The following is a 24822-nucleotide window of genomic DNA, read 5'->3' as shown; positions in this document are numbered from 1 at the left end:
CCGTGCCGAAAACCGGTGACGGGGGTCGCCCGACGGCGGCCCCCGTCACCGCCAGGGTCTGTCGTCGAAGAGCGTCCCCAGCCGGTAGGCCAGCGCCCGTCGTGCCTGTGCCAACGACCGCCGGCCGTGCAGCACATCGCCGCCCAGCCCCACCGCCGCGGACACCAGCAGATCGGCCTCCAGGCGGACGTCCAACCCCGGCGCGGCCCGCCCGGCGTCCCGCGCCGCCGCGAGGATCCCGGCGACCATCTCCTCCAGCGGATGCTCGTCGGGCAGGAACACCGCGGCCAGCGCCGGATCGGTCAGGCTGCGCGCGTAGTACGCCGCGAACACCCGTAGCGCCGCGGTCCGTTGGGCGTCCACCGGCAAGAACTCGTCCAGCACGTCCCGCAGCAGTCCCCGCGGGTCCGCCGGGTCGAAGCGGATCCGGGACCGGGCGATCCGCTCGTTCTCGTCGTGCAGCAGCCGCAGCGCGTCCACCAACAGCCGGTGCTTGTCCGCGAAGTGGTACTGCACCGCCCGCACCGACACCCCGGCCTCGGCCGCCACCTCCCGGATGCTGGCGGCGTGCAGCCCGCGCTCCGCCGCGATCCGCCACACCGCCTCGATGATCCGCCGCCGCTTGTCCGTCGCCGCCTCCCCGGCCGGGCCCGTGGCCGGGCGCGGCGCCCCGGTCGGCGGCGGCACCGGCGGATGCTTCCGACGCCGGTAGGCCCGGGCCTGGCAGCTGCGCGAGCAGTAGAGCGCCGGCCGTCCGCGCCCGGCCGGGGCCAGCGGCGCTCCGCACAGCCGGCACGACGGATGGTTTTTCGCACGGCCCAAGTCCATTCGGCACCTCGCAAATACTGTGACGAAAAGCGAATTCGACAGTGCTGAAGCCTAATCCGGCACCCGAGGCGCTGATACGTTCGTAACGTCACGGGGTGGCGCCCGGTGGGCCGGAGGGCACGTCCGAGGACGGTCCGGCTCCGGCGTCCCGCCCCTCGTGCCCTCCCGTTTCCCGACCCGTGTCGCGCGCCGGCGTCGCGTCACGGCGGCGGAGGAGACCGAGGGCACGTCATCACCGCACGCTTCGAGGAGCGCCATGAAGTACGACGTCTTGCAGATCATCGCCATGGGCCTGGTGGTCACCGCCGCTCAGGGCGCCGTCCGCCTGCTGATCGACCACGGCAACACCGGCCTGCTCGGATGGGTCGGCGGCGGGTTCCCGGTCCTGCTGACCGCCTATCTCTGCGTCGTCGCCGTCGGCGTCGTGCTCGCCGGCTGGTCGCACGGCCGCGCCAAAGCACTCGGCCGCCGGAAGTGATCCGGCGGCCGAGGAAGGGCGGGGGAGCGGGCGGGTCAGCCCACGTGGACCCGCGGGCGCCGCCGCAGGTCCGGCTCCGCCCGGCGCAGCACCTCGCGGGCGACCGGCGCGACCTCTCCGTCACCGAACACCAGGAAGCGCAGCAGGTGGCTGAACGGATGGCCCTCGGTCCAGTTGAAGTAGATGTGCGGCACCTGGCCGGTCCGCTCGCGGAGCTGCATCAGCACCGCCGCGATGGTGTTGGGCACACCCGCGCCCTGCACCCGCAGGATCCGCGCACCGTGCTCCTCCACCCCGTGCACGTGCAGTTCCGCGGTGAAGTCCGAGGAGTCCTCGACGAGCACCTCCAGGAAGAGCACCGGCCCGCGGTCGGGGATGTGGGTCTCCTCGCGCTGGCTGTACTCCTTCTCCCGGTAGTCCGCCGCGTTCCGCTCGTCGGGCTCGTTGGCGATCACCCGTAGCGGTCCGGCGGCCAGCGCCTCCTCGATCAGCCGCTCCGCGGTCTCGTCGAACACCACGTCCGCGGCGCGCAGTTCGAAGGCGCGGTGCACCCGGGAGGCGAACGACGTCAGCAGGATGCCGAGGATGAACAGCAGCGCGATCTTCAGGCCGTCCGGCCGCTCGATGACGTTGGTGACCAGCGTGTAGCCGAAGACCAGGGTGATCGCGCCGAATCCGATGGTGGCGCCGCGGTGCCCGCGGTGCCGGGCCGCGACGGTCGAGGCGAACGAGGCGGAGAGCATCAGCACCAGCACGCCGGTCGCGTAGGCGCCGCTCTGGTCGTCGACGCTGGCGTCGAAGACGATGGTGATCCCGAACGCGATGGCCATGAAGATCAGCACCAGCGGGCGCACCGCCCGGGTCCACTCCGGCGCCATGCCGTAGCGGGGGAGGTAGCGCGGCACGAGGTTGAGCAGCCCCGCCATCGCCGACGCACCGGCGAACCACAGGATCGCGATGGTCGAGATGTCGTAGATCGTGCCGAACGCCTCGCCCAGGTGCTCGTGCGCCAGATACGCCAGCGCCCGCCCGTTGGCCGAACCGCCGGGCGCGAACTCCTTCTGCGGGATCAGGATGGTGGTCGCCAGACTGGACAGCAGCAGGAAAACGCTCATGATCAGTGCCGCGGTGGTCAGCAGCCGGCGGGTGTCCCGGATCCGGCCGGCCGGCTTGACCGGGTCGTCACCGGCGTCGCCGCGCACCTGCGGCATCACCGCCACGCCGGTCTCGAAGCCGGACATGCCGAGTGCCAACTTCGGGAAGACCAGCAGCGCGACGCCGACGATCGCCAGCGGCGAGGAGTGCTGCGCGGTCATCGCGCCCCACCAGTTGCCGACCGCGACCGGGTGGGACAGCACCTGCCAGGCCGACGTGGCCAGCACGACCACGTTGAGCACCAGGTAGACGCCGACCAGCGCCACGGCTATCCCGATCGCCTCCCGGAAGCCCTTGAGGAAGACGGCGCCCAGGGCGGCGAGCAGCAGCAGCGTGATCCAGAGGTTGGCGCCGTGCAGCGCGGCCGGGGCGAAAGGATTCTCCACCACATGCGCCGAGGCGTCCGCCGCCGACAGCGTCATCGTGATGACGAAGTCGGTGGCGGCGAACCCCAGCAGCACCAGCACCAGCAGCTTCCCCGCCCACCAGGGCAGCAGCCGCTCCAGCATCGCGATCGAACCCTCGCCCTGCGGGCTCTCCTTGGCGACCCGCCGGTAGACGGGCAGCGCGCCCAGCAGCGTCAGCGCGATCAGCACGAGCGTGGCGAACGGCGACAGCAGTCCGGCGGCCAGCGCCGCGATGCCCGGCTGGTAGCCCAGCGTCGAGAAGTAGTCGACGCCGGTCAGGCACATCACCCGCCACCAGGAGTGGCCCTTGTGCTCGGCGGGCGGGGTGCCGTGCGGTCCGGGGTGGCGGGCGCTCTGCTCGCTCAGGCCGTCCAGCAGCCAGGACCGCCACCTCGGTGCGGGGGCGGTGGGCGGCGGAGTGGGGTCCACCTGGGTACTGGTCATACGGCCACGTCCTGCCGATCGTCGTTCGTCCCGCCGGCCGTCACGGGGGCCGGTCGGGTGGGGGGTTGATGGGTGTGTCGGGGGGTGTCCGGCCGTGCGGTCGTCGTACGGACCGGGGCGTGCTGCGGGCGGGGCGTGGCGTGGGCCGAGGCGGCGCGGGAGGCGCGCTGAGGACCACCCCGAGGGCGCCCGGTCCGGCGCATCGGCGGCCTGCTCCGATAAGGGCCGATTCTGTCCAACTCGCTCTTCCTGCCGCCTTTTGTCGCTTTCGCCCACGAGTTGTCCCCCGGGAGCCCGGGGCAACGAGGAGCGAGTATGCAACACGTGCCGGTGCCCCTCGGCGCCCGGGGCGCGTCCGGGGGCATCCGGTGTCCATACCCGCCGCGTCAGGGCCGCGTCATAATCCCTCGGCCCCCCGTACGCACCGCGTTAAGTTCCCCGCCGAATCGGTCCCGGTCCCGCCGGTCCGCGCACCCTGGCACACAGGCCCCAGGCCCCAGGAGGTGCTCTCATGGCGACCCTTCACCACCCCGTCCCCGCCCACCCGCCGCCCACCCCGCGGTTCCCGGCGCCGACCTCGCGCCCGGGGCGGGTCGCGGGACGGCGGGCCGGGCGCGGGACGGCGGTCGGTCGGGCGGTCGCCGCGCCGCCGCCCGCCGACGAGCTCGGCCGCGACCTCGCGCTGCCGGTCGGCGCCGCCGCGACGGCGGTCGCGGTGACCGTCCTGCTGGTGACCGGCGAGGCCGCCCACCTGGCGTTCTCGCTCGTCGCGTTCGCGCTGCTGACCGTCGCCGTCGCGGCGGCGGCCCGGCCCCGCCTGGTCCCGGCCGTCGTCCTCGTCTCCTGGCTGTTCTTCGACGGTTTCGTGGTGCAGCAGCGCGCGGAACTGGGCTGGCAGCAGACCGACCGGCTGAGCCTGTGGGTCCTCGCGGGGGCCGGGCTGGCCGGGGCGGGGTGCGCGGCGGCGGTACGGGCCGTGCGGAGCCGGCGCGGCGGCGCGGGGTGACGTCCGGCCGGCCCGCCGCGACGTGCCGGCCGGTCAGCGGCCCCTCAGGTAGCCGGGGCAGCGGCACCGGCGGCCGTCGGCGCGGCACCGGCGGCCGTCGGCGCGGCGCCGGGCGCCGAGGAAGCCGATGCCGATGCCCAGCATCCAGACGTCCTTGGCGAGCGGCAGACCGCTCTGCGTGGGGCGCAGGCTGCCGGGTCGGCGCATGCCGGGCAGGCGCAGGTAGAGGCCGACCAGGCCGCCGGCGAAGCCGGTCAGGGCGACGCCCGCCAGCCGGGTCGGGACGAACGGGGCGAGCAGTGCGCCGCCGACGGCGATCTCCGTGGCCGCCAGCAGCCGCGTGAACTGTTCCGCGGGCAGTGCCGACAGGAATGGGTACGCCGTGGTCGCCGTGCCGTGCACGGAGGCCGCGGTCTCCTCGTCCGCCCGCCACAGCGTCAGCCCGGCGTTCAGGATGAACGCGCCGGTGGCCAGTCGAGGGGCGATGTCGCGCGGTTCGGGCAGCTGCGTCATGGGGCCTCCAGAGGTCGGGTTCCGGCCCTTCGATCGAGGTTAGCGAGCGGCGGGTGGGGCTGCATCTGGTGCCGTCCGGGGCCCGTCCGGCACGGTCCGCTGCTTCACGGGGCCGCCTCGTCCCACTGGTCGAGGAGGCGGTCGACGCCGCCGTCCTCGGGGCCGCCCGGCGGCCGCATCCCGTCGAGGGTCTGCTCGGTCCAGATGACCTTGCCGCCGGGGGTGTAGCGGGTCCCCCAGCGCTGGGCGAACTGGGCGACGAGGAACAGTCCGCGCCCGCCCTCGTCGGTGGTGGTGGCCCGCCGCAGGTGCGGGGAGGCGCTGGTGCCGTCGGAGACCTCGCAGATCAGGGCGCGGTCGTGGAGGAGGCGGACGCGGATCGGCTGGGCGCCGTAGCGGATGGCGTTGGTGATCAGTTCGCTGAGGATCAGCTCGGTGGTGAAGCCGATGTCGGCCAGCCCCCAGGTCTCCAGGGTGCGCATGCAGGCGGAGCGGACGGGGCCGACGGCCGCCGGGTCCGAGGGGACCTCCCATTCGGCGATCCGGTCCCGGTCCAGGAGCTTGGTGCGGGCCACCAGCAGGGCGATGTCGTCGCCGGGGTGCTCGGGCAGCATGGCGGCCAGGACGGCGGTGCAGGTCTCCTCCGGCGAGCTGTCCGGCGCGCCGGTGAGGGTGCTGCGCAGCAGCTCCAGGCCGGTGTCGATGTCGCGGTCGCGGCCCTCGATGAGCCCGTCGGTGTAGAGGACCAGCCGGGAGCCCTCGGGCAGGGGTAGTTCGAGGGTCTCCACGGGCATGCCGCCGCCCAGTCCGAGCGGCGGGGAGACCGGCACCTCGGGGAAGGACACCGTCCCGTCGGGGAGGACCAGGGCCGGGCCCGGGTGGCCCGCCCGGGCCAGGGTGACGCGTCCGTCGACCGGGTCGTAGATGGCGTAGAGGCAGGTGGCGCCGGTGATGCCGGCGCCGCTGTTGCCCACCAGCGAGGCGTCGCTGGCCGGCGCGGTGTCGGGGGCCGTTTCCGGCGCCGCGTCAGCGGTGGTCCCGACCGCGGGATCGCCGCCGTCCTCGCCCGCCCCCGTCCCGCCGGTGCGGGCCTCGTCCGTGTCGATGTGGCTGACGAGTTCGTCCAGGTGCCCCAGGAGTTCGTCGGGCGGCAGGTCCAGGGTGGAGAAGTTGAGGACGGCGGTGCGCAGCCGGCCCATGGTGGCGGCGGCGTGCAGGCCGTGCCCGACGACGTCGCCGACGATCAGGGCGACCCGGGCGCCGGGCAGCGGGATGAGGTCGAACCAGTCGCCGCCGACGCCGGCCTGCGCGGGCCGGTAGCGGTGTGCCACCTCCAGGGACGACTGCTCGGGCAGGGCCCGCGGCAGGAGGCTGCGCTGGAGGGTGATGGTGGTGGCGTGCTCGCGGGTGTAGCGGCGGGCGTTGTCGATGGAGACCGCGGCCCGCGCGGCCAGCTCCTCGGCGAAGGACAGGTCCTCCTCGCCGAACACCTCGGAGGTGGTGGACCGCCAGAAGTTGGCCAGGCCCAGCACCACGCCGCGGGCCCGCAGCGGCACCGCGATCAGCGAGCGGATGCCGTTGTCCAGGATCCGCTGGGTGTCGACCGGGTCCTGGGCCCGCCACTCGTGTTCGGCGCGCAGGTCGGGGACGACGACCGGGCGGGCGTCGGCGATCCCCGCGGTGATCGGGCTGCCGGGCACGAAGCGGATCTGCTCGCCGACGCGGTAGACCGCCGAGTCCTCCGGTACGCCGCGGACCGCCAGCCGTCGCATCGGGGCGTGCCCCCCGGTCGGCTCGTCGCCGCGCAGCACCGGCTCCAGCAGCTCGACGGAGACCACGTCGGCGAACCGGGGTACGGCGACCGCGGCCAGCTCCTGCGCGGTGCGGGACACGTCCAGCGTGCTGCCGATCCGCATCCCCGCGTCGTAGAGCAGCTTCAGGCGCCGCTGGGCGACCTCGGCCTTGCCGGTCAGCGCCTGGAGTTCGGTGGTGTCCCGCAGGGTGACGGCGGTGCCCGGGAGGCCGCCGTAGGGGGCGGTGGGGCGGATGTTCACCGCGAGCAGCCGCTCGCCGGCGGGGTGCACCTCGTCGGTGGCCGCCCGGCCGGAGGCCAGCAGGGCGGCCATGCCCGGTTCCAGTCCCAGCTCGGTGACCCGGTGGTGCTCGGCGTCGTCGGGCAGGTCGAGCAGCCGGCGGGCCTCGTCGTTGGCGAGCACCAGCCGTCCGTCGCCGCCGACGATGAGCACGCCTTCGCGGACGGCGTGCAGGACGGCGTCGTGGTGGTCGTACATCCGGGCCATCTCGGCCGGGTCCAGGCCGTGCGTCTGGCGCCGCAGCCGGCGGCCCACCAGGGCCATCCCGCCGACCCCGACGACCAGTGCGCCGGCCGCGCTGCCGATCAGCAGCGGGAGCCGTTGCAGCGCCCACTCGTTGGTCCGCTGCACCTTGATGCCGGCCGCGACCAGGCCGACGAGCCGGCCTCCGGCGTTCTTGACGGGCACCGTGGTGTCCACGGCGCGCCCGAAGGCCGAGGAGGAGGTGGAGGTGACGGTGCGGCCGGCGAGCGCCGGGCCGTAGTCGTCGGGGACGTGTTTGCCGATCAGCTGCGGGTTGGGGTGGGTCCAGCGGACCCCGGACGGGCTGAACGCGACGAGGTAGTCGAGGCCGGCTTCCCTGCGGGCGTCCTCCGCCCGGGTCTGGAGCCGCGCGGTGGGGTCGGCGGACTGCATCGCGGCGGCGGTCCCCGGGGCGTGCGCGAAGGCCGCAGCGGCGACCGACGACCGCTGTTCGGCCTCCTGGAGGCTCGCCTGCTGGGCCTGGAGGGCGAGCGCCACCCCGGCCGCCACGACCAGCAGCACGACGAGGGCGAGCTGCAACGCGAGGACCTGGCCCGCGACGCTGTGCACGCTCAGCACCGAGCGAAGGCGGCGCACGACATCACGCCTGGAATGTCGCTTTCGCTCGAAATTTTCCATCACGCGCCATATTTAGCATTGTGCGCCCCTGCGGGGCGATCGACTGAGCGGGGTCATAAGCGTTCCTTTTGGAATGACAAAGTGGCTTCATGAGGGCAAATTTGGTCGGTTGTCAGGGGAGGGCGGGCGTCGGTGCGGGGCGTCCGGGCCCCATGGGCCGCCTGCCCTAGGGGTGTTCCACGCGGCGTAGCGGCGCTACGACGCAAGGTAGTCGCACGTATATCCGGAATTCCAGGTTTCGGGTAGCGAGCGTTTCCGGCCGGAGGGCCGCCAACGGGCCATTGCGGGCCGCATATTCCCGCCCCGACCATCCCGATGTCCCGCGTGTCACCGGCCGTGCGCCGGTCGGTCGGCATGCCTCGGTCCCGTAGGGAGGCCCCAGTGAACGACCGGATGACGCTCGCCCCGGATGCGGCACGGCAACTCGCGACCACCACCAAGACCACCCCCCAGATGCGCGGCATCACCCCGCGCTACCTGCTGCGCGCCCTGCCGTGGGTGGACGTCGAATCCGGCGTCTTCCGCGTCAACCGACGCCGCACCTATGTCCTCGGCGACGACCGCCTCAGCACCTACCAGGACGGCGACACCCACCGGGTCATCCCCGGCGACCTGCGCGAACTGCCGTACCTGCGCGAGGCGGACGACGCGCTGCTGACCGAACTCGCCGGCGCCTTCGCGCAGGTGACCTTCGACACCGGTCAAGTCCTCGCGGAGGACGGCGAGGTGACGGACCGTCTGCTGGTCATCGTGCAGGGTCGGGCCGAGAAGCGGGCGCGCGGCCGCTACGGCGAGGACGCGCTCCTCGACGTGATCGGCGACGGCCAGTTCTTCGACCTCGACACCTGGACCCGCTCCGCCCCGACGCCGTACCGGGTCACCGCGCTCACCCCGGGCACCGCGCTCAGCCTCGACCGCGCCGCCCTGGCCCGGCTCGGCGACCGCGACCCGGCGCTGCGCGCCGCGATGGACGCCTACCTCGCGGCGGACGGGGTGCTGCCGGGCAGCGAGGTGCCGGTCGACCTCAGCTCCGGGCACGTCGGCGAGCCCGACCTGCCGGCGACCTTCGTCGACTACGAGGACGCGCCCCGCGAGTACCACATGAACCTCGCCCAGACCGTGCTGCGCGTCCACACCCGGGTCTCCGACCTCTACAGCGGCACCATGGACCAGGTCCGCACCCAGGCCAACCTCACCGCGCACGCGCTCCGCGAGCGGCAGGAGGACGTGCTCCTCAACCACCCCGAGCACGGCCTCTTCAGCAACATCGCCCCCGGCCAGCGCGTCCAGGCCCGCTACGGCGCCCCCACCCCCGACGACCTCGACGAACTGCTCACCCGGGTCTGGAAGCAGCCCGGCTACTTCCTCGCGCACCCGCGGGCCATCGCCGCGTTCGGCCGGGAATGTACCCGGCGGGGCGTGCCCCCGGTCATCGACACCAGCTTCGGCAGCCCGCTGCTGACCTGGCGCGGCGTCCCGCTGCTCCCCTCCGACAAGGTGCGCTTCTCCGGCGGGGCGGACACCGGCACCACCGAGATCCTGCTGATGCGGGTCGGCGAGGCCGAGCAGGGCGTGGTCGGCCTGCGCCCGGCGAAGGTGGCCGACGAGATCGAACCCGGGCTGGCCATGCGGAACATGGGCGTCGACAAGAAGGGCATCACCTCGTACCTGATGACCGCGTACTTCAACGCCGCGGTCCTCGTCGAGGACGCCGTCGCCGTCCTCCAGAACGTCGAGGTGTCCCGCTACCATGACTACGCCTGATCTCCTGGGGTTCGCGCTGGCCGGTCCGGACGCGACGGGAGTGCCCACCGGCGCGGCGCCGGCCACCGGCACCACCGCGCCCCCCACGACCGCCGCCGGCGCGACCACCGGTGCGACCACCGGCGCCCCGGCCCCCGCCCCCGAGTCCGCCGGCCACACCTGGCCCGGCACCGTCCCGACGGACCGTCAGTCATCCCGACAACCCTCCTTCACGCCGGAGTTGGCGCGCCGCGACGTCCCGATCCTGCACCGGACCGTCAACGGCAAACCCCTGGTCTGGCTCGACAACGGCGCCACCACGCAAAAGCCCCGCCAGGTCATCGAGGCGGTGTCCGGCTTCTACGGGGCGGGCAACTCCAACATCCACCGCGGTGCGCACACCATGGCCCGTGAGGCCACCGAGGCGTACGAGGCGGGCCGGGCCGCGGTCGCCCGGTTCCTGGGCGCGGGTTCCCCGGACGAGATCGTCTTCGCCCGCGGCACCACCGAGGCGATCAACCTCGTCGCCCAGAGCTGGGGGCGGGCCAACCTCGGCCCCGGTGACGACATCCTCGTACCGGTGCTGGAGCACCACTCCAACATCGTCCCCTGGCAGATGGTGGCCAAGGAGACCCGGGCCCGGGTGGTCCCCGTCCCGCTGCGGCCGGACGGCCAGATCGACCTCGACGCCTACGCCGACCGGCTCTCCATGCGGACCCGGCTGGTCGCCCTCAGCCAGGCGTCGAACGTCCTCGGCACCGTCCCGCCGGTCAAGGAGATGACCGCGCTGGCCCACCGCTACCGGGCCAAGGTCCTGGTGGACGGCGCCCAGGCGGTGGCCCACTTCCCGGTCGACGTGGCGGACCTCGACGCCGACTTCTACGTCTTCTCCGGCCACAAGCTGTTCGCCCCCACGGGCATCGGCGCCCTGTACGCCAAGCCGGAGATCCTGCGGACGATGGCGCCGTGGCAGGGCGGCGGCAACATGATCGAGTCCGTCTCCTTCGACCGCACCAGCTACGCGCCCGTCCCGCACCTCCTGGAGGCCGGCACCGGGCACATCGCCGGCGTCGTCGGACTGCTCGCCGCGATCGACTGGCTGACCGGCTTCGACCGGCCCGCCGTCGCGGCGTACGAGACCGAGCTGCTGGCCTACGCCCAGCAGGCCCTGGCCGCGGTCCCCGGGCTGGACCTGATCGGCTCCGCCGCCGACCGGATCGCGGTGCTGACCTTCACCATGGCGGGCCACGACCCCGGCCGGATCGCCGACTGGCTGGACCGTGACGGGATCGCCGTCCGGGCCGGCCACCACTGCGCCCAGCCGGCCCTGGCCCACTACGGCCTGGAGAGCGCCGCCCGTGCCTCGCTCGCCCTCTACAACACCCCCGAGGAGGTGGATCAGCTGGTCGCCTCGCTCCAGCGGCTCCAGCAGTCCGACTGAGACCGCCGCCGACCCCGATGTCCCGCTGACGTCGCTCCGCGCCCGTGGTGTGTAGGGTGGGGGGCTGCGAAGGGGAGTAGCCCCGCGAACCGGTCATCGACACACTGGAGCCCTCGTCGGCTCCCGGTGGCCGGGCCCACGCAGTCACTTGTGCGGGCGGGCGAGACCTTCGGCCCTTTGTCGACGAATCATTCACGCGTCGGCGGGGTCGAAGTCGTGCCGCCGCTCCCACGTCGGTCGCCCTCGAAGCCCGCCGGAGCGGAAAGGCTGACGATCAGCGTGTTGCATTTTGTCCTGCTCATCGCGTGTGCGGTGGCGATCTATCTCTCCTGCGAGTGGTTCGTCAACGCCGTGGAATGGCTGGGGGAGCGGCTCAACGTGGGCCGGATGGCGGTGGGCACCATCCTCGCCGCCTTCGGTACCGCCCTCCCGGAGTCCGTGGTGACCCTGGTCGCGGTGACCTCGGGCGCCACCCCGGAGGCCAAGGACATCGGCGTCGGCGCCGCGATGGGCGGCCCGCTGGCCCTGGCCACCGTGGCGTACGGCGTGACCGGCGCGATGCTGCTGCTCCAGCGCCGCAAGCGGCGCGCCGCGGCCCCGGCCGGCGCGCCCGCCTCCGGGGCGGCGGCGGACGCGAACGGCGACGCGCCCCTCGGCACGGAGCGGGACATGCGGCGGCTGGCCAAGGACCAGACGTGGTTCCTGCCGGTCTTCGTCGTCAAGGTCGCGCTCGGCCTGGTCGCCTTCGCCTTCAAGCCGGTGCTCGGTCTGGCCTTCTTCGCGGTGTACGCGGTCTACTTCTGGCGCGAGATCCGCGGCGACCACGAGGAGGACGACGAGGGCGTCGAGCTGGAGCCGCTGAAGTTCCAGCCCAAGGCCGCGTCCCCGGCGACCTGGGCGGTCGTCGCCCAGACCCTGGTCACCCTGGTGGTGATCTTCTTCGCCTCGCAGCTCTTCGTCCACCAGCTGGACGCCATCGGCCCGATGCTCGGACTCTCCGCCTCGGTCACCGCGCTGCTGCTCTCCCCGATCGCCACCGAACTGCCGGAGATCATGAACGCGGTGATCTGGGTGCGCCAGGGCAAGACCAAGCTGGCGCTGGCCAACATCTCCGGCGCCATGATGATCCAGGCCACCGTCCCCAGCGGCCTGGGCCTGCTCTTCACCAGCTGGCACTTCGACAGCGCCCTGCTGTGGTCCGGCGTGATCACCATGGCGGCGATCGGCTACCTCCTGCTGACCATGCGCGCGCACAGGCTGACCGCCGGCCGGCTGGCGGTGGCGGCCGGCTTCTACGTGGTCTTCGGGCTGGGGCTGATCCCGATCCTGGCGTGAGCGGGACCGGGCGCCGGGCGACCGGGGGCGTGGTGGGCCAGCGCCGCGTGCGGGTCCGCCGCGCCGTCCTCCGGGGTGTGGTCGAGGTGGACGGTGGCCGCCGTCAGTCGCGGCACGCCGTGGATCAGTGCGTGCTCGGCGGCCACCGCGATCCGGTGGCCGTGGGCCACGGTCAGCCGCGGATCGAGGACGATGTCCGCCTCGGCCCGCAGCGTGTGGCCGATCCACCGCATCCGCAGCGCGCCGACCCCGCGGACGCCGGGCACCCCGCGCAGCGCCGCCTCGGCGGCCGCCACCAGAGCCGGGTCCACCGAGTCCATCAGCCGCCGGAACACCTCCCGGGCGGCGTCCTTGAGGACCAGCAGGATCGCGGCGGTGATCAGGAGGCCGACGACCGGGTCGGCGGCGCGCCAGCCCAGCGCGGCGCCGCCCGCGCCCAGTAGCACGGCCAGCGACGTGAAGCCGTCGGTGCGGGCGTGCAGCCCGTCCGCCACCAGGGCGGCGGAGCCGATCCGGCGGCCGGTGCGGATGCGGTAGCGGGCCACCCACTCGTTGCCGAGGAAGCCGGCCAGCGCAGCGGCCGCGACCGCCCACAGGTGCGTCACGTCCCGCGGGTGCACCAGCCGGTCGACGGCCGTGTAGAGCGCGGGCACCGCGGAGGCCGCGATGGTGAGCACGATGACCACACCGGCCAGGTCCTCGGCCCGGCCGTAGCCGTAGGTGTAGCGGCGGTTGGCGGCCCGCCGGCCGAGGACGAAGGCGATGCCGAGCGGGACCGCGGTCAGCGCGTCGGCGGCGTTGTGCAGGGTGTCGCCGAGCAGCGCCACCGAGCCGGACAGCGCGAAGACGGCGGCCTGGACCACGGTGGTCAGGCCGAGGACCGCGAGTGAGAGCCAGAGTGTGCGGATGCCCTCGCGGGAGCTCTCCAGGGCGGGATCGACCTTGTCCCGGGCCTCGTGGCTGTGGGGGGCGAGGGCGTGCGCGAGCCGGTGCCGCAGCCGGGCCGCGCGGGAGCGGCCGGCCGGGGCGGGACCGGTGTGGTGCTCGGGGCCGTGGCGGTGGGGATGGTGGCGGGGATGGGGGTCGGAGACCGACATGTGCGCGTCCACAGGTGTGCACCTTCCCGCGGTCCGGGGCGCGGCTTGTGCCGTGCGCCCTCGTCGCCTCATTATGTGCGTATGAGCGCACGCATGCACCTATCAGGTGCGCACGGTTCGCAGGAGCCGGACGACGGCGCCCGGCTCGCCGTCGCCGTGGAGATCCTGGGTCTGCTCGCCGACCGCACCCGGCTGACCCTGCTGCGCCGCCTCGGTGCAGGCGAGGCCGACGTCACCACCCTGACCGCCGCCTGCGACGCCTCCCGGACGTCCGTCAGCCAGCACCTCGCCCGGCTCCGGCTGGCCGGCCTGGTCACCACCCGCAAGGACGGCCGGCGCGCCGTGTACGCCCTGCGGCACGGCCATCTGCGACGCCTGGTCGACGAGGCCCTCAACGCCGCCGACCACCAGGTCCGCCACCTACCGCCGCACGACTGAGCGGACACAACGGGCCGGGGGTGGCCGGGACTTCTACCACGTTCCGTCCCCCGGCGCACCATATGTCGTCCGTCCGGAGAACTTCTACCGTGGAGGGATGCGCGTCCTGGTGGTCGACGGCGAGCCCCGCACGGCGGCTCTGCTGCGCCGCGGCCTCGCCGAGGAGGGCTATGTCGTCGACCTGGCGATGACCGGCCCGGAAGCCGTCTGGCGGGCCCGCGAGGTGACGTACGACCTGATCGTCCTGGACGTCCTGCTGCGGGGTTTCGACGGCTTCGAGGTGTGCCGCCGGCTGCGCGCCGCCGGTTGCTGGCCGCCGGTCCTGGTACTGAGCGCCCGCCACGAGGTCTGCGACCGGGTCCGGGGCCTGGACGCGGGCGCCGACGACTACCTGGCCAAGCCCTTCAGCTTCGCGGAGTTGTACGCCCGGCTGCGGGCCCTGTCCCGCCGCGGGGCGCACGCCCGACCGCCCCAGATGGCGGTGGGCGACCTCCGGCTGGACCCGGCCACCCGCCGCGTCTGGCGCGCGGGGGCCGAACTCCGCCTGTCGCCGAAGGAGTTCGCCCTGCTGGAGCTGTTCCTGCGGCACCCCGGCGAGGTGCTGACCCGGACCCTGATCCTGGAGCACGTCTGGGACTTCCCCTGCGACGGGGTGTCCAACGTCGTCGACCAGTACGTGGCCTATCTGCGCCGCAAGATCGACCGGGCGGGCCAGGCGTCCCATCTGGAGACGGTCCGCGGCGCCGGCTACCGGTTGCTCATCCCGACCCCCGTGACCAGTGGTTGAGGCGCCGCACGGCGCCATGTGAGGACTCACATCCGCCGCACACGGTCACCTCATGGTCCGCTTCGCATACTGGCGGGGAGCACGCGGGCCGCCGGCGTACAGGACGCCGGGACACCGGCCGGCGGAACACGGGTGGACCGGAGCGCCGGAGCATCGGTGACCGGTGACCGGTGACCCGGGGGAACCGGCACCAGCCGAACCGGAGCCCGGGGAACCGGAATCCGGGCGCGCCGACGGACCCGTGCACCCAGGTGAGGTGAAATCCATGGGGACCACCAAGAAGACGTACCGCTGGCGTACCACCACCATCGGCCTCGCCTGCGCGGCGCTGCTGGCCGGCGGGGCGGGTACCGCGGTCGCCGCGCCGAGCGCGGTACCGGACCTGCACTCCCACGCCGTTGCCGCTGCCGCCGCCACGTCGCACGAGAAGATCGACGTCAAGGCGAGCGCGAAGTCCGTCAAGGCCGGTGAGTCGGTCACCCTCAGCGGCCGGACCAAGGGCATACCGACCGACAGCAAGCTCACCGTGCAGCACCTGAACAAGGGCAAGTGGACCACGCTGCACGCCAGTACCAAGACCAAGCACGGCGGCCACTACAGCGTCAAGGTCAAGCTCGGCAAGAAGGGCAAGGAGAAGCTCCGCGTGGCCCACGGCAAGACGCACTCCTCCACCGTCACCGTGACCGTGCACTGACGCCCCGCACGAAGGCCGACAGGGCCGACCCGGCGCGCCCGTATGGGCCCCGGGTCATGCCCCACCGGATGAGGGTCGGCTCCCGCTCGGGGGCGGGATCCGGTGCGGGCGGTGGGAAAACCGTTGGCGCGACGGGGTGCGGCTGCTCTACGGTCTGACCCGGCGTCGGCGCCATCGCCGCGCCGCCGAACGCATCGTGTCGAGGAACCGCACCGGACAGGGAGGTGGCAACTGATGACTGTCACTGCCACGGGCATGGCCCGCAACCAGCAGATCAGCATCGCATTCACCTCCGCGGTCCTCGGCTGACCCGACCTCTCTCGTTCTCCGCGCTCTTCCCGCGCGCCGGACCCACCCGGCGCGTGCGCCAGCGCGCCCAGCCGGGACCGTGCCTTGTCGAAAGGCCATCCCGTTGTTCGCTCTTCCTCTCTCCGCCACGCATCCGCTGACCGCCGACTACGGCTGGGACGACGGATTCGCGGAGCTCTTCACCCCCTTCGCCGGGCAGGGGTTCGTGCCCGGCCGCGTGGCCCGCGTCGACCGCGGCCGGGTGGACGCCGTGGTGCCGGACGGCGACGGTGTCCGCACCGTCCTGGCCGACACCGCACTGGTGGCCACCGGCGACCCGACGCGGGTGCCCTGCACCGGCGACTGGGCCGTGCTCGACCTGGAGAACGGCCGGGTCGGCGACCATCTCGACGGCGTGGTGCGGGCGTTGCTGCCGCGCCGCACGGCCGTCCTGCGCTCCGCCTCGTCGAAGCGTTCCGAGGGGCAGGTCCTCGCGGCCAACGTCGAGTACGCGGTGGTCGCGGTGTCCCTGGCCGAGGCGCTGGACCTCGACCGCGTCGAGCGGTTCGTCTCCCTGGTGTGGGAGAGCGGGGCGCAGCCGCTGGTGCTCCTCACCAAGGCGGACCTGGTGACGGACCCGGCCACGCTGGGGCACCTCGTCGCGGACGCGCAGCTCGCCGCGCCCGGCGTGCAGGTACGGGCGGTCAGCGCGGCCACCGGGGACGGCCTCGACGGGCTGTCCGCCCTGTTCGCCGGCACCACGTCCGTCCTCCTGGGGCGGTCCGGTGCCGGCAAGTCCACCCTGGCCAACGCGCTCTTCGGCGCGGACGTGCAGGACGTGCGGGCGGTCCGCGACCAGGACGGCAAGGGGCGGCACACCACCACGACCCGCGATCTGCTGGTGCTGCCCGGGGGCGGCGTGCTGATCGACACCCCGGGGCTCCGCGGCGTCGGGATGTGGGACGCGGAGGCCGGACTGTCCCGGACGTTCTCGGACGTCGAGGAACTGGCCGAGCGGTGCCGGTTCCACGACTGCGCGCACGAGGTCGAACCCGGTTGCGCGGTCCGATCCGCCGTGGAATCGGGCGAGTTGGCGCCGCGTCGGCTGGAGAGCTACCGCAAGCTGCGGCGCGAGAACCAGCGCATCGTGGCCAAGACGGACGCCCGACTGCGCGCGGAGATCCGGCGCGACTGGAAGCAGAAGCAGGCCCTGGGCCGCCACATGATGGAACGGAAGCGGGGCCAGGGGACCGGGTGGGGGACCGGCCGCTAGCACCCCGCGAGGGGCGGTGGCGTCGGGAAGCGACCGGCGCGCTCCACCGCCCCTCGCCGCCTTCACCCGGCGAGGACGGCCCCCATCCAGGTGCCCACCACCAGCAGACAGGCGAACAGTTCGACCAGGACGCTCAGGCCGACGGCGCGCAGCACCGTACGGGTGGAGGCCCAGGCGTCGCCGTGGCTGCCGAGCCGGACGCGTTCGAGGGCGTAGAGGCCGCCGAGTGCGCCCAGCGGGCAGCCGACGACGGGGACCACGAAGAACCCCGCGATACCGGCCACGCCCGCGAGCACCAGCGTGCGGTAGGGCGCGCCCGCCTCGCGCACGTTGCGGGCCGGGAGCAGCCACTTGAGCACCTGGTTGACCAGCAGGACGGCGGTGCCGGCCATCAGCACCGACCACGCCAGGGCGGACCGCTCGGCCGTCGCCCACCACAGCAGCCCCGCCCAGACGACCAGCGGCCCGGGGATACCGGGGACCAGCACCCCGAAGACGCCGAACAGCAGGACCAGCCCGACGCCGGTCAGCTGCCAGGCATTCACGCCGCGGCCCCGGCGGCGCCGGCGCGCGGGCGTGCCCTGAGCGGCGCACGCCCGGCGACGGCTCGAACGCTGCGCTCTGTTGCGGCCCGCATGGCCCAAGCCTGCCGGAAGGGGGCCGGACGCGCTTCCCGGAGTGCCCTTTTCGCGCCCTGTCCCGGTGGGGTGCACGACGGGACAATGCGGCCCATGGAGCAGCAGGGGGCGGGCCGCGGCAGGGAGGACGACTGGTGGTGGCGGGAGCTGTACGGCGAGGGCTCCGGGGCGGGAGGTGAGGACGGCGAGGGCAGCGGCACGGGGCCGCCGGCCGGCACCTCCGCCGGCGGCACCGACGCCTCCGACACCCTCGACGAACGGATCGAGTCGGTGCTGCGGACGATGGGCCAGGGCCAGGGCCCAGGCGGCGGCGCTACCGGCGCACCCCTGCCCGGGACCGCGCGGGACCCGGCCGGCCGCCCCGCGCCCGAGCACCCCGCGTCCGGGGGACCCGGACCCGCGGCGCCCGGGCCCGGGGAGTTGACCCTGCGGTCGTTCGAGCCGCGGCCGTGGGAGCCGAGTTCGTGGGAGCCGCGCCCCTGGGAGCCGCCCGGCCGGTCGGCGCCGCGGGCCGCCGGGCCGCTCGACGGGGCCGCGGCCCCCGCGCCCGCCGTCCGGGCGCCCGACACCCCCGCGTTCCCCGAGGCCGAGCCGGACGCCCTCGCCGATCCGGTGCCGGACACGGTCCTGGACGGCGCCCGGTTCGGGCCGGTCGCCGTCCGTGCCGTCTCGCAGCGCGGCGCGGACGTCCACCGCCGGGGCGACGTCCGCGGCGAGGCGTACCTCACCGCCCGGTTCGGGGCGGGCCGCAACGCGCTGTTCCTGGTAGCCGTCGCCACCGGGCGCTCCACCACCGGAGCGGTCGCGCACCGCGCGGCCCGCGCCGCCTGTGCCTGGGCCGGCGGCGCCGTCGACCGCAACGCCACCCGGTTGGCGCAGGACCTCCGCGCCGGCCGGCGCGACGCGCTCCGGGCGGGGTTGCAGCGCCTCACGGACCGCGGATTCGGCGCACTGCGCGGCCGGGCGGCGGAGCTCGGGATGCCGGCCGGCGCACACCCGGCGGCGCTGCGCTGCCTGTTGTTGCCCGCCGACCCGCAGTGCCGTACCCGGGTGTTCTTCGCCGTCGGCGGGGGCGGGCTGTTCCGGCTCCGCCACGGCGGCTGGGAGGATCTGGAGCCCGCCGACGCCGGGCCCCCCACGGCGCCGTTCCGCTTCCGCGCCGTGCCGGGCCGGCCGGGGGACGTGCTGCTGCTGTGCGGCACCGGCCTGGCGGAACCGCTCAGCGGCGACCCGGACTTCGCCGCCCGGCTCGCCGCCGCGTGGTCCGCTCCCGCGCCGCCCGACCTGGCGGGGTTCCTGGCCGCCGTCCAGCCCCGGGGCGCGGGCGACGCCAAGGACCGCACGGCGGTGGGCGTCTGGGAGTCGTGACGGGACGTACCGCCCCCCTCGCGTCGGCCCCCGGAGGCGGAGTGCTTCGCCCCGTGGGTTGATGGGAGGGAGCCGGCAGGCGGCCACGGTTCCCGCGGCCGTGCGCGCGGCGGTCCGCCGGCCCGTCGGCATGCATGCCCCTCGGCCCGTTCGTCGTGTGCAAGGAGGCTCCCCCGGTGGCCAAGCAGACCGTAGCCGAGCAGTTCATCGACATCCTGGTGCGGGCCGGTGTCCGGCGGCTCTACGGGGTCGTCGGGGACAGCCTCAACCCGGTGGTGGACGCCATCCGCCGCAATTCCGCGATCGACTGGATCCAGGTCCGGCACGAGGAGACCGCCGCCTTCGCCGCCGGCGCCGAGGCGCAGCTCACCGGGCGGCTGGCGGCCTGCGCGGGCTCCTGCGGGCCCGGCAATCTGCACCTGATCAACGGGCTGTACGACGCGCACCGGTCCATGGCCCCGGTCCTGGCGCTGGCCTCGCACATCCCCTCCAGCGAGATCGGTACCAGCTACTTCCAGGAGACGCATCCGGACCGGCTGTTCTCCGAGTGCAGCCACTACAGCGAGCTGATCTCCAGCACCCGGCAGATGCCGCGGGTGCTGCAGACCGCGATCCAGCACGCCGTGGGGCGCAGCGGCGTCGCGGTGGTCTCGCTGCCCGGTGACATCGCCGCCGAACCGGCGCCCGAGCGCGCCTTCGAGCACGCCCTGGTCACCAGCCGGCCCTCGGTCCGCCCCGGGGACGAGGAGATCGACGCGCTGGCCCGGATGGTCGACGCGGCCGACAAGGTCACGCTGTTCTGCGGCAGCGGTACGGCGGGGGCGCACGCCGAGGTGATGGAGTTCGCGGAGCGGGTGAAGTCGCCGGTGGGCCACGCACTGCGCGGCAAGGAGTGGATCCAGTACGACAACCCGTACGACGTCGGGATGAGCGGGCTGCTCGGATACGGCGCGGCCTACGAGGCCACCCACGAGTGCGATCTGCTGATCCTGCTCGGCACGGACTTCCCGTACAGCGCCTTCCTGCCCGACGACGTCCGGATCGTCCAGGTGGACGTGCGGCCCGAGCACCTGGGGCGGCGCACCAAACTGGACCTCGCCGTCTGGGGCGACGTCCGGGAGACGCTGCGGTGCCTCACCCCCAGGGTGCGCGAGAAGAGCGGCCGCAAGTTCCTGGACCGGATGCTGAAGAAGCACGCGGACGCGCTGGAGGGGGTGGTCAAGGCGTACACCCGCAAGGTGGAGAAGCACGTCCCGATCCACCCCGAGTACGTCGCCTCGGTGCTCGACGAGGAGGCCGCCGACGATGCGGTCTTCACCGTCGACACCGGCATGTGCAACGTCTGGGCGGCCCGCTACCTCACGCCCAACGGGCGCCGGCGGGTGATCGGTTCGTTCAGCCACGGCTCGATGGCCAACGCGCTGCCGCAGGCGATCGGCGCCCAGTTCGTGGACCGCGGCCGGCAGATCGTCTCGATGTCGGGCGACGGCGGCTTCTCGATGCTGATGGGCGACTTCCTCACCCTGGTCCAGTACGACCTGCCGGTGAAGGTGGTGCTCTTCGACAACTCCTCGCTCGGGATGGTGGAGTTGGAGATGATGGTGTCGGGGCTGCCGGCGTACGGCACCACCAACCACAATCCCGACTTCTCCGCCATCGCCCGCGCGGCCGGCGCGTACGGCGTGCGGGTGGAGAAGCCCAAGCAGCTGCGCGGGGCGCTGCGCGACGCCTTCCGGCACGAGGGGCCGGCGCTGGTCGACGTCGTCACCGACCCCAACGCGCTGTCCATCCCGCCGAAGATCAGCGCGGAGATGGTCTCCGGCTTCGCGCTCTCCGCCGGGAAGATCGTGCTGGACGGCGGGGTCGGGCGGATGGTGCAGATGGCCCGCTCCAACCTGCGGAACATCCCGCGGGTGTGAGGCCGGGGGACCGGGGGCGCGGTGGGGCGGGCCCGACGGGCGGGGCGGGCCGACGGGTCGTCAGGCCGGCGGCGCGGCGGACGGGTACTGCGGCCGGAGCCGCAGGGTGCGGATCTCGAACGGGCGCAGGGTGAGCGTCAGCTCCGAGGTCGGGCCCTCCTCCTCGTCCCGCAGGGGGCGTTCCAGCAGGTCGGTGACGGTGGCGTGGGCGAGGGGGAAGCCGGGGGTGAGGGTGCCGGTGGCACGGCTGCCGCGGGACTCGTAGAGCCGGACGACGACGTCGCCGCTGCGGTCGTCGGCGAGCTTGACCGACTCGACGGTCAGGGCCGGGTGGTCGACCCGGACCAGCGGGGCGCGGTACCGGGGAGCGGGGGCCGGGGCGGTGCGCAGCGGGAGGTTGAGGGCCAGGCCGCCGGCGACGGCGTCACCGGTCCCGGCGCCGGGCAGCAGCGCGTAGCGGAAGCGGTGGCTGCCCTGGTCGGTCTCCGGGTCCGGGCTGTGCGGGGCGCGCAGCAGGGTGAGCCGCACGGTCGTGCCGAGGCCGTCCTCGTGGGGTGCGCGGGTGACGTCGTGGCCGTAGGTGGAGTCGTTGAGGAGGGCGACGCCGTAGCCGGGTTCGGCGACCCGGAGCCAGCGGTGGGCGCAGATCTCGAAACGGGCCGCGTCCCAGCTGGTGTTGGCGTGGGTGGGGCGGTGCACATGGCCGAACTGGATCTCGGCGGTGGACCGTTCGGCGTGCACGTCCAGCGGGAACGCCGCCTTGAGGACCTTCTCCGACTCGTGCCAGTCGATGTCGGTGGTGATGTCCAGGCGGCGCGAGCCGGCGTGCAGGGTCAGGTCCTGGGTGAGGTGGGAGTCGCCGAAGGTGCGGGTGACCCGCACGGTGGCAAAGAGCGGTCCGGCGGCGACGAGTTCGACGGCGTCGGCGGCGGTGAGGTCGGTGTGCCGGTTGCGGTAGTGCCGGTCGAGGTCCCAGGCGTCGTACTGGTTGGGGTGGTCGGGGTGCAGCTGGAGGAGGTTGCCGCGGGCGCCGGGCGCCAGCACCTCCCGGCCGGCGGTCAGATCGCGCACGGAGGCCAGCAGGCCGTCGGCGTCGATGCGGACCCGCAGCCGCCCGTTGTCGAGGGTGAGGTGGTGGGCCTCGGCGGTGGCGCGCACCGGGACCGGTCCTGACCCGGACCCGGGCCGGGGGAGCGGGGCGGAGCCGAGGGCGGGGACGTGGACGGCGACCGCGGCCGGGCCGTCGTCGCCGGTGTGCTCCTCGCCGGCGGGCAGTGCGACGATCTCGTGGCGGTCGTAGGGCGAGGCGTTGAAGACCGCGCGGCCGGGCGCCGCCCCGGCCGCGAGCGCGGCGAGGGCCTCCTCGGTCAGTGCGGTCAGTTCGGCCGCCACCGCCGCGTAGGTGTCGCGGGCCTCGCGGTGGACCCAGGCGATCGACGAGCCGGGCAGGATGTCGTGGAACTGGTGCAGCAGCACGGTCTTCCAGAGCCGGTCCAGGGCCTCGTACGGATACCGGTACGCGGCGCCGTCGGTCGCACCGGCGGTGCGGACGGCCGCGGTCGCGGCCCACAACTCGGCCTCCCGCAACAGGTGTTCGCTGCGCCGGTTGCCCTGTTTGGTCCTGGCCTGCGAGGTGTAGGTGCCGCGGTGGAACTGGAGGTAGAGCTCACCGGACCACACCGGGGCCGCTGCCCCGTACTCCTCGTGCGCGGCCTCGAAGAAGCGGGCCGGCGGCTCGACCGTCACCCGCGGGGAACCCTCCAGGGAGCGCAGTCGGCGGGCCCGCTCCAGCATCTCCCGGGTCGGACCGCCGCCGCCGTCGCCCCAGCCGAACGGCACCAACGAGCGCGTGGCTCGGCCCTGCTCGGCGAAGTTCCGTTCGGCGTGGGCGAGTTCGCCGCCGTGCAGCTGGGAGTTGTAGGTGTCGACGGGCGGGAAGTGGGTGAAGATCCGGGTCCCGTCGATGCCCTCCCACCAGAAGGTGTGGTGCGGCATCCGGTCGGTCTGGTTCCAGGACAGCTTCTGGGTGAGGAACCACTTCGCCCCGGCCAGCCGTGCCAGCTGCGGGAAGGCGCCGGTGTAGCCGAAGGAGTCGGGCAGCCAGATCTCCTCGGTCTCCACGCCCAGCTCGTCCAGGAAGAACCGTTTGCCGTGCACCAGCTGCCGTGCCAGGGCCTCGCCGCCGGGCATGTTGGCGTCGGACTCCACCCACATCGAGCCGACCGGGGCCCAGTTCCCCTTCCGCACCGCCTCCTTGATGCGGCTCCAGATGTGCGGCTGGTGCTCCCGCACCCAGGCGTACTGCTGCGCCTGCGAGCAGGCGAAAACCAACTCCGGGTATGCGGTGACGAGTTGGGTGACGTTGGCGAAGGTGCGGGCGGCCTTGCGCACCGTCTCGCGCAGTGGCCACAGCCAGGCGGAGTCGATGTGGGCGTGCCCGGTGGCCGAGACGCGGTGCGCGCTGGCGGCGGCCGGGCGGTGCAGGACGTCCTCCAGTTCTGCCCGGGCCGCGGCCGCCGTGCCGCCGACGTCGTGCAGGTCGAGCGCGTCCAGCATGTTCTCCAGCGCCCGCAGGATGCCGTGCCGGCGCGGCCGGTCGACCGGCAGTTCGTGCATCAGCTCCGAGAGCACCTCGATGTCGAGGATCAGCTGCCAGACCGTCTCGTCGAGCACCGCGAGGTCGGCGGCGGCGAAGCGGTGGAGCGGCCGGCGCGGGGCGGTGTGGATGTCGCCGAGGTCGGTGGGGCGGAAGTCCCGCAGGACGGTGGGGTTGGCGGCGGCCTCCAGCAGCAGCCTGACCTGTTCGCCGCCGCGTGCCGGGGCCGCGACGGGGACGTACCGGTTGCGCGGGTGGATGCCCTTGAGGGGCACGCCGGCCGCGTCGTGGACCAGGCCCTCCGCCTGGAAGCCCGGCCCGTCGTCGGTGAAGCCCGGGTCGAGGACGGCCTCCACCCGGCGCCCGGCCCACTCCGCGGGCACCTCGCCGGTCAGCCGGAACCAACTCGTCGACCACGGCGGTCCCCAGGCGTCCCCGACCGCGAACGGCTCGTAGTCGGCCGACAGCGCCTCCGCGGCCGGACGGGTTCCCTCCGCTCCGGGCACGTGCCACACCTCCAGCCGCAGCGGGACCCGGGCCGGGTACTGCGCGGGCCGGATGTGCTGCCCGAGCGCCCGCGCGAGGCGCCCCTCCACCAGCAGTCGGTCGTCGTGCACAGCGGGCTCCTCACGCTCGTACGGCACGCGGGCCCGGGGCCGGCCCGCGGACCGGCTCGCTCCGGGCGGTCGCGGAACGTATACCCACCTCGGCCCGCCGGGGCCCGTGCCGGCGGGTCGCCGCTGACCGCCCGCCGGGCCGCCGCGCGGGGCGGACGCCCGCCGACGACAAGCGGAAGCATGGGGGCGGGCCCGGTGGGAATGCTGACCGTGAGGCTGTTCGAGGTGGAGCGCCGATGGTTCGTTGGGGGCGGGGGAGAGCATGCGTCAGCCTGTGCGGTGCGAGGAACGGAACAGAAGGCAGCGAGCGGACGGCGGGCACGGGGGCGGGCCGGTCGCGGTGCGGGCGCCGAGGATGCTGGAGCGCAAGGTGCGGCAGGCCGATCTGAAAGCGGTCGGCGAGGTGCGCCGGGAGTTGCGGGAGTTACTCGGCCGCTGGGCGCCGCCGGACGGCGGAGCACCGGCGGATCCGGAGCTGGCGGCGCTGCTGACCAGCGAGTTGGTGACCAATGCCCTGCTGCACACCGAGGGCGGGGCGGTGGTGACGGCGTGGGTCACCGACCGGCTGCGGGTCGAGGTGCGGGACTTCGCGGAGAGGTGTCCGGAGCCGCGTGCGCCGTCGGTCGACGGGACGTCGGGGCGGGGGCTGATGCTGGTCCGGGCCCTGGCCGACGCGTGGGGCATCCGGCCCGAGCGGGTCGGCAAGTGCGTGTGGTTCGAACTGGGCGGCGGACCGGCCTGACGCGAAGCCGGGGGTGAGGGTCGGCGCGGTCCGCCACCGT

19 protein-coding genes are annotated in these 24822 nt (G+C 74.1%); 12 read left to right on the top strand and 7 right to left on the bottom strand.

The features are described 5' to 3' along the window. Positions 1–45: 45 nt before the first annotated feature. Positions 46–687 carry a TetR/AcrR family transcriptional regulator gene (locus SNOUR_RS10785; RefSeq protein WP_312632499.1) on the bottom strand — a complete coding sequence of 214 codons (642 nt, stop codon included), beginning with the start codon at positions 685–687 and terminating at the stop codon, positions 46–48. Positions 688–1084: 397 nt separating this feature from the next. On the opposite strand from SNOUR_RS10785, the gene SNOUR_RS10780 reads away from it, so the two are divergent. Beyond that, a complete protein-coding gene (locus SNOUR_RS10780; RefSeq protein ID WP_067346031.1) occupies positions 1085–1306 on the top strand; it encodes a hypothetical protein in 222 nt (73 codons plus the stop codon). A 35-nt stretch (positions 1307–1341) separates the two neighbouring features. Here SNOUR_RS10780 and SNOUR_RS10775 read toward each other — a convergent pair whose 3' ends face one another. Next, the gene (locus SNOUR_RS10775; protein ID WP_067346029.1) at positions 1342–3312 is read right to left on the bottom strand and encodes an APC family permease; all 1971 of its coding nucleotides are present in this window, start codon (positions 3310–3312) and stop codon (positions 1342–1344) included. Positions 3313–3823: 511 nt separating this feature from the next. Here SNOUR_RS10775 and SNOUR_RS10770 point away from each other — a divergent pair. After that, positions 3824–4318, top strand: a complete 495-nt coding sequence (locus SNOUR_RS10770) for a DUF4118 domain-containing protein (RefSeq protein ID WP_312632497.1) — start codon at positions 3824–3826, stop codon at positions 4316–4318. Between the two features lie 33 nt (positions 4319–4351). Here SNOUR_RS10770 and SNOUR_RS10765 read toward each other — a convergent pair whose 3' ends face one another. Both SNOUR_RS10765 and SNOUR_RS10760 read right to left on the bottom strand, forming a co-directional pair. After that, positions 4352–4831, bottom strand: coding sequence for a hypothetical protein (locus tag SNOUR_RS10765; protein ID WP_067346028.1), 480 nt, complete (start codon positions 4829–4831; stop codon positions 4352–4354). Positions 4832–4935: 104 nt separating this feature from the next. After that, positions 4936–7806 carry a SpoIIE family protein phosphatase gene (locus SNOUR_RS10760; protein ID WP_079142499.1) on the bottom strand — a complete coding sequence of 957 codons (2871 nt, stop codon included), beginning with the start codon at positions 7804–7806 and terminating at the stop codon, positions 4936–4938. A 381-nt stretch (positions 7807–8187) separates the two neighbouring features. Here SNOUR_RS10760 and SNOUR_RS10755 point away from each other — a divergent pair, with 381 nt between their 5' ends. The 3 genes from SNOUR_RS10755 to SNOUR_RS10745 all read left to right on the top strand — a co-directional run bounded on the left by SNOUR_RS10755 (position 8188) and on the right by SNOUR_RS10745 (position 12325). After that, on the top strand, positions 8188–9570 hold the full coding sequence (locus tag SNOUR_RS10755) for a family 2B encapsulin nanocompartment shell protein (RefSeq protein WP_079142497.1): 1383 nt from the start codon (positions 8188–8190) through the stop codon (positions 9568–9570). After that, positions 9557–10990, top strand: coding sequence for a cysteine desulfurase (locus tag SNOUR_RS10750; RefSeq protein ID WP_067346026.1), 1434 nt, complete (start codon positions 9557–9559; stop codon positions 10988–10990). The genes SNOUR_RS10755 and SNOUR_RS10750 overlap by 14 nt, the downstream gene beginning before the upstream one ends. Before the next feature lie 279 nt (positions 10991–11269). Next, on the top strand, positions 11270–12325 hold the full coding sequence (locus SNOUR_RS10745) for a sodium:calcium antiporter (protein ID WP_067346025.1): 1056 nt from the start codon (positions 11270–11272) through the stop codon (positions 12323–12325). Here SNOUR_RS10745 and SNOUR_RS10740 read toward each other — a convergent pair. After that, positions 12283–13422 (bottom strand): cation diffusion facilitator family transporter, encoded by a 1140-nt coding sequence (locus tag SNOUR_RS10740; RefSeq protein WP_067358093.1) that lies wholly within the window; start codon positions 13420–13422, stop codon positions 12283–12285. The two genes, SNOUR_RS10745 and SNOUR_RS10740, sit on opposite strands and share 43 nt — an antisense overlap. A gap of 81 nt (positions 13423–13503) precedes the next feature. On the opposite strand from SNOUR_RS10740, the gene SNOUR_RS10735 reads away from it, so the two are divergent. The 4 genes from SNOUR_RS10735 (at position 13504) to rsgA (ending at position 16902) form a co-directional block, all read left to right on the top strand. Next, positions 13504–13860: an ArsR/SmtB family transcription factor gene (locus SNOUR_RS10735; RefSeq protein WP_067346023.1), complete on the top strand. Its 357-nt coding sequence runs from the start codon at positions 13504–13506 to the stop codon at positions 13858–13860. Positions 13861–13957: 97 nt separating this feature from the next. Next, positions 13958–14647, top strand: a complete 690-nt coding sequence (locus tag SNOUR_RS10730; protein WP_067346021.1) for a response regulator transcription factor — start codon at positions 13958–13960, stop codon at positions 14645–14647. 265 nt (positions 14648–14912) lie between these two features. Continuing rightward, a complete protein-coding gene (locus SNOUR_RS10725; RefSeq protein ID WP_067346019.1) occupies positions 14913–15341 on the top strand; it encodes a hypothetical protein in 429 nt (142 codons plus the stop codon). Positions 15342–15753: 412 nt separating this feature from the next. Continuing rightward, on the top strand, positions 15754–16902 hold the full coding sequence (rsgA, locus tag SNOUR_RS10720) for a ribosome small subunit-dependent GTPase A (RefSeq protein ID WP_067346017.1): 1149 nt from the start codon (positions 15754–15756) through the stop codon (positions 16900–16902). A gap of 62 nt (positions 16903–16964) precedes the next feature. On the opposite strand, the gene SNOUR_RS10715 is transcribed toward rsgA, so the two are convergent. Continuing rightward, entirely contained in the window at positions 16965–17447 is a 483-nt protein-coding gene (locus SNOUR_RS10715; RefSeq protein WP_067346016.1) for a DUF456 domain-containing protein, read from the bottom strand. 186 nt (positions 17448–17633) lie between these two features. Between SNOUR_RS10715 and SNOUR_RS10710 the strand changes: the two genes are divergently transcribed. After that, the gene (locus SNOUR_RS10710) at positions 17634–18908 is read left to right on the top strand and encodes a protein phosphatase 2C domain-containing protein (protein WP_067358090.1); all 1275 of its coding nucleotides are present in this window, start codon (positions 17634–17636) and stop codon (positions 18906–18908) included. A gap of 176 nt (positions 18909–19084) precedes the next feature. Continuing rightward, positions 19085–20827 carry a pyruvate dehydrogenase gene (locus SNOUR_RS10705; RefSeq protein ID WP_067346014.1) on the top strand — a complete coding sequence of 581 codons (1743 nt, stop codon included), beginning with the start codon at positions 19085–19087 and terminating at the stop codon, positions 20825–20827. A gap of 60 nt (positions 20828–20887) precedes the next feature. Here SNOUR_RS10705 and SNOUR_RS10700 read toward each other — a convergent pair whose 3' ends face one another. After that, positions 20888–24040 (bottom strand): alpha-mannosidase, encoded by a 3153-nt coding sequence (locus SNOUR_RS10700; protein WP_067346012.1) that lies wholly within the window; start codon positions 24038–24040, stop codon positions 20888–20890. 355 nt (positions 24041–24395) lie between these two features. On the opposite strand from SNOUR_RS10700, the gene SNOUR_RS10695 reads away from it, so the two are divergent. Further along, positions 24396–24782 (top strand): ATP-binding protein, encoded by a 387-nt coding sequence (locus tag SNOUR_RS10695; protein WP_174717861.1) that lies wholly within the window; start codon positions 24396–24398, stop codon positions 24780–24782. Positions 24783–24822 lie beyond the last annotated feature (40 nt).

The sequence above is a fragment of the Streptomyces noursei ATCC 11455 genome, from assembly GCF_001704275.1.
Taxonomy (GTDB): domain Bacteria; phylum Actinomycetota; class Actinomycetes; order Streptomycetales; family Streptomycetaceae; genus Streptomyces; species Streptomyces noursei.
Note: the sequence above shows the minus strand (reverse complement) of the source record. Positions and strands in the feature narration are given on the sequence as shown.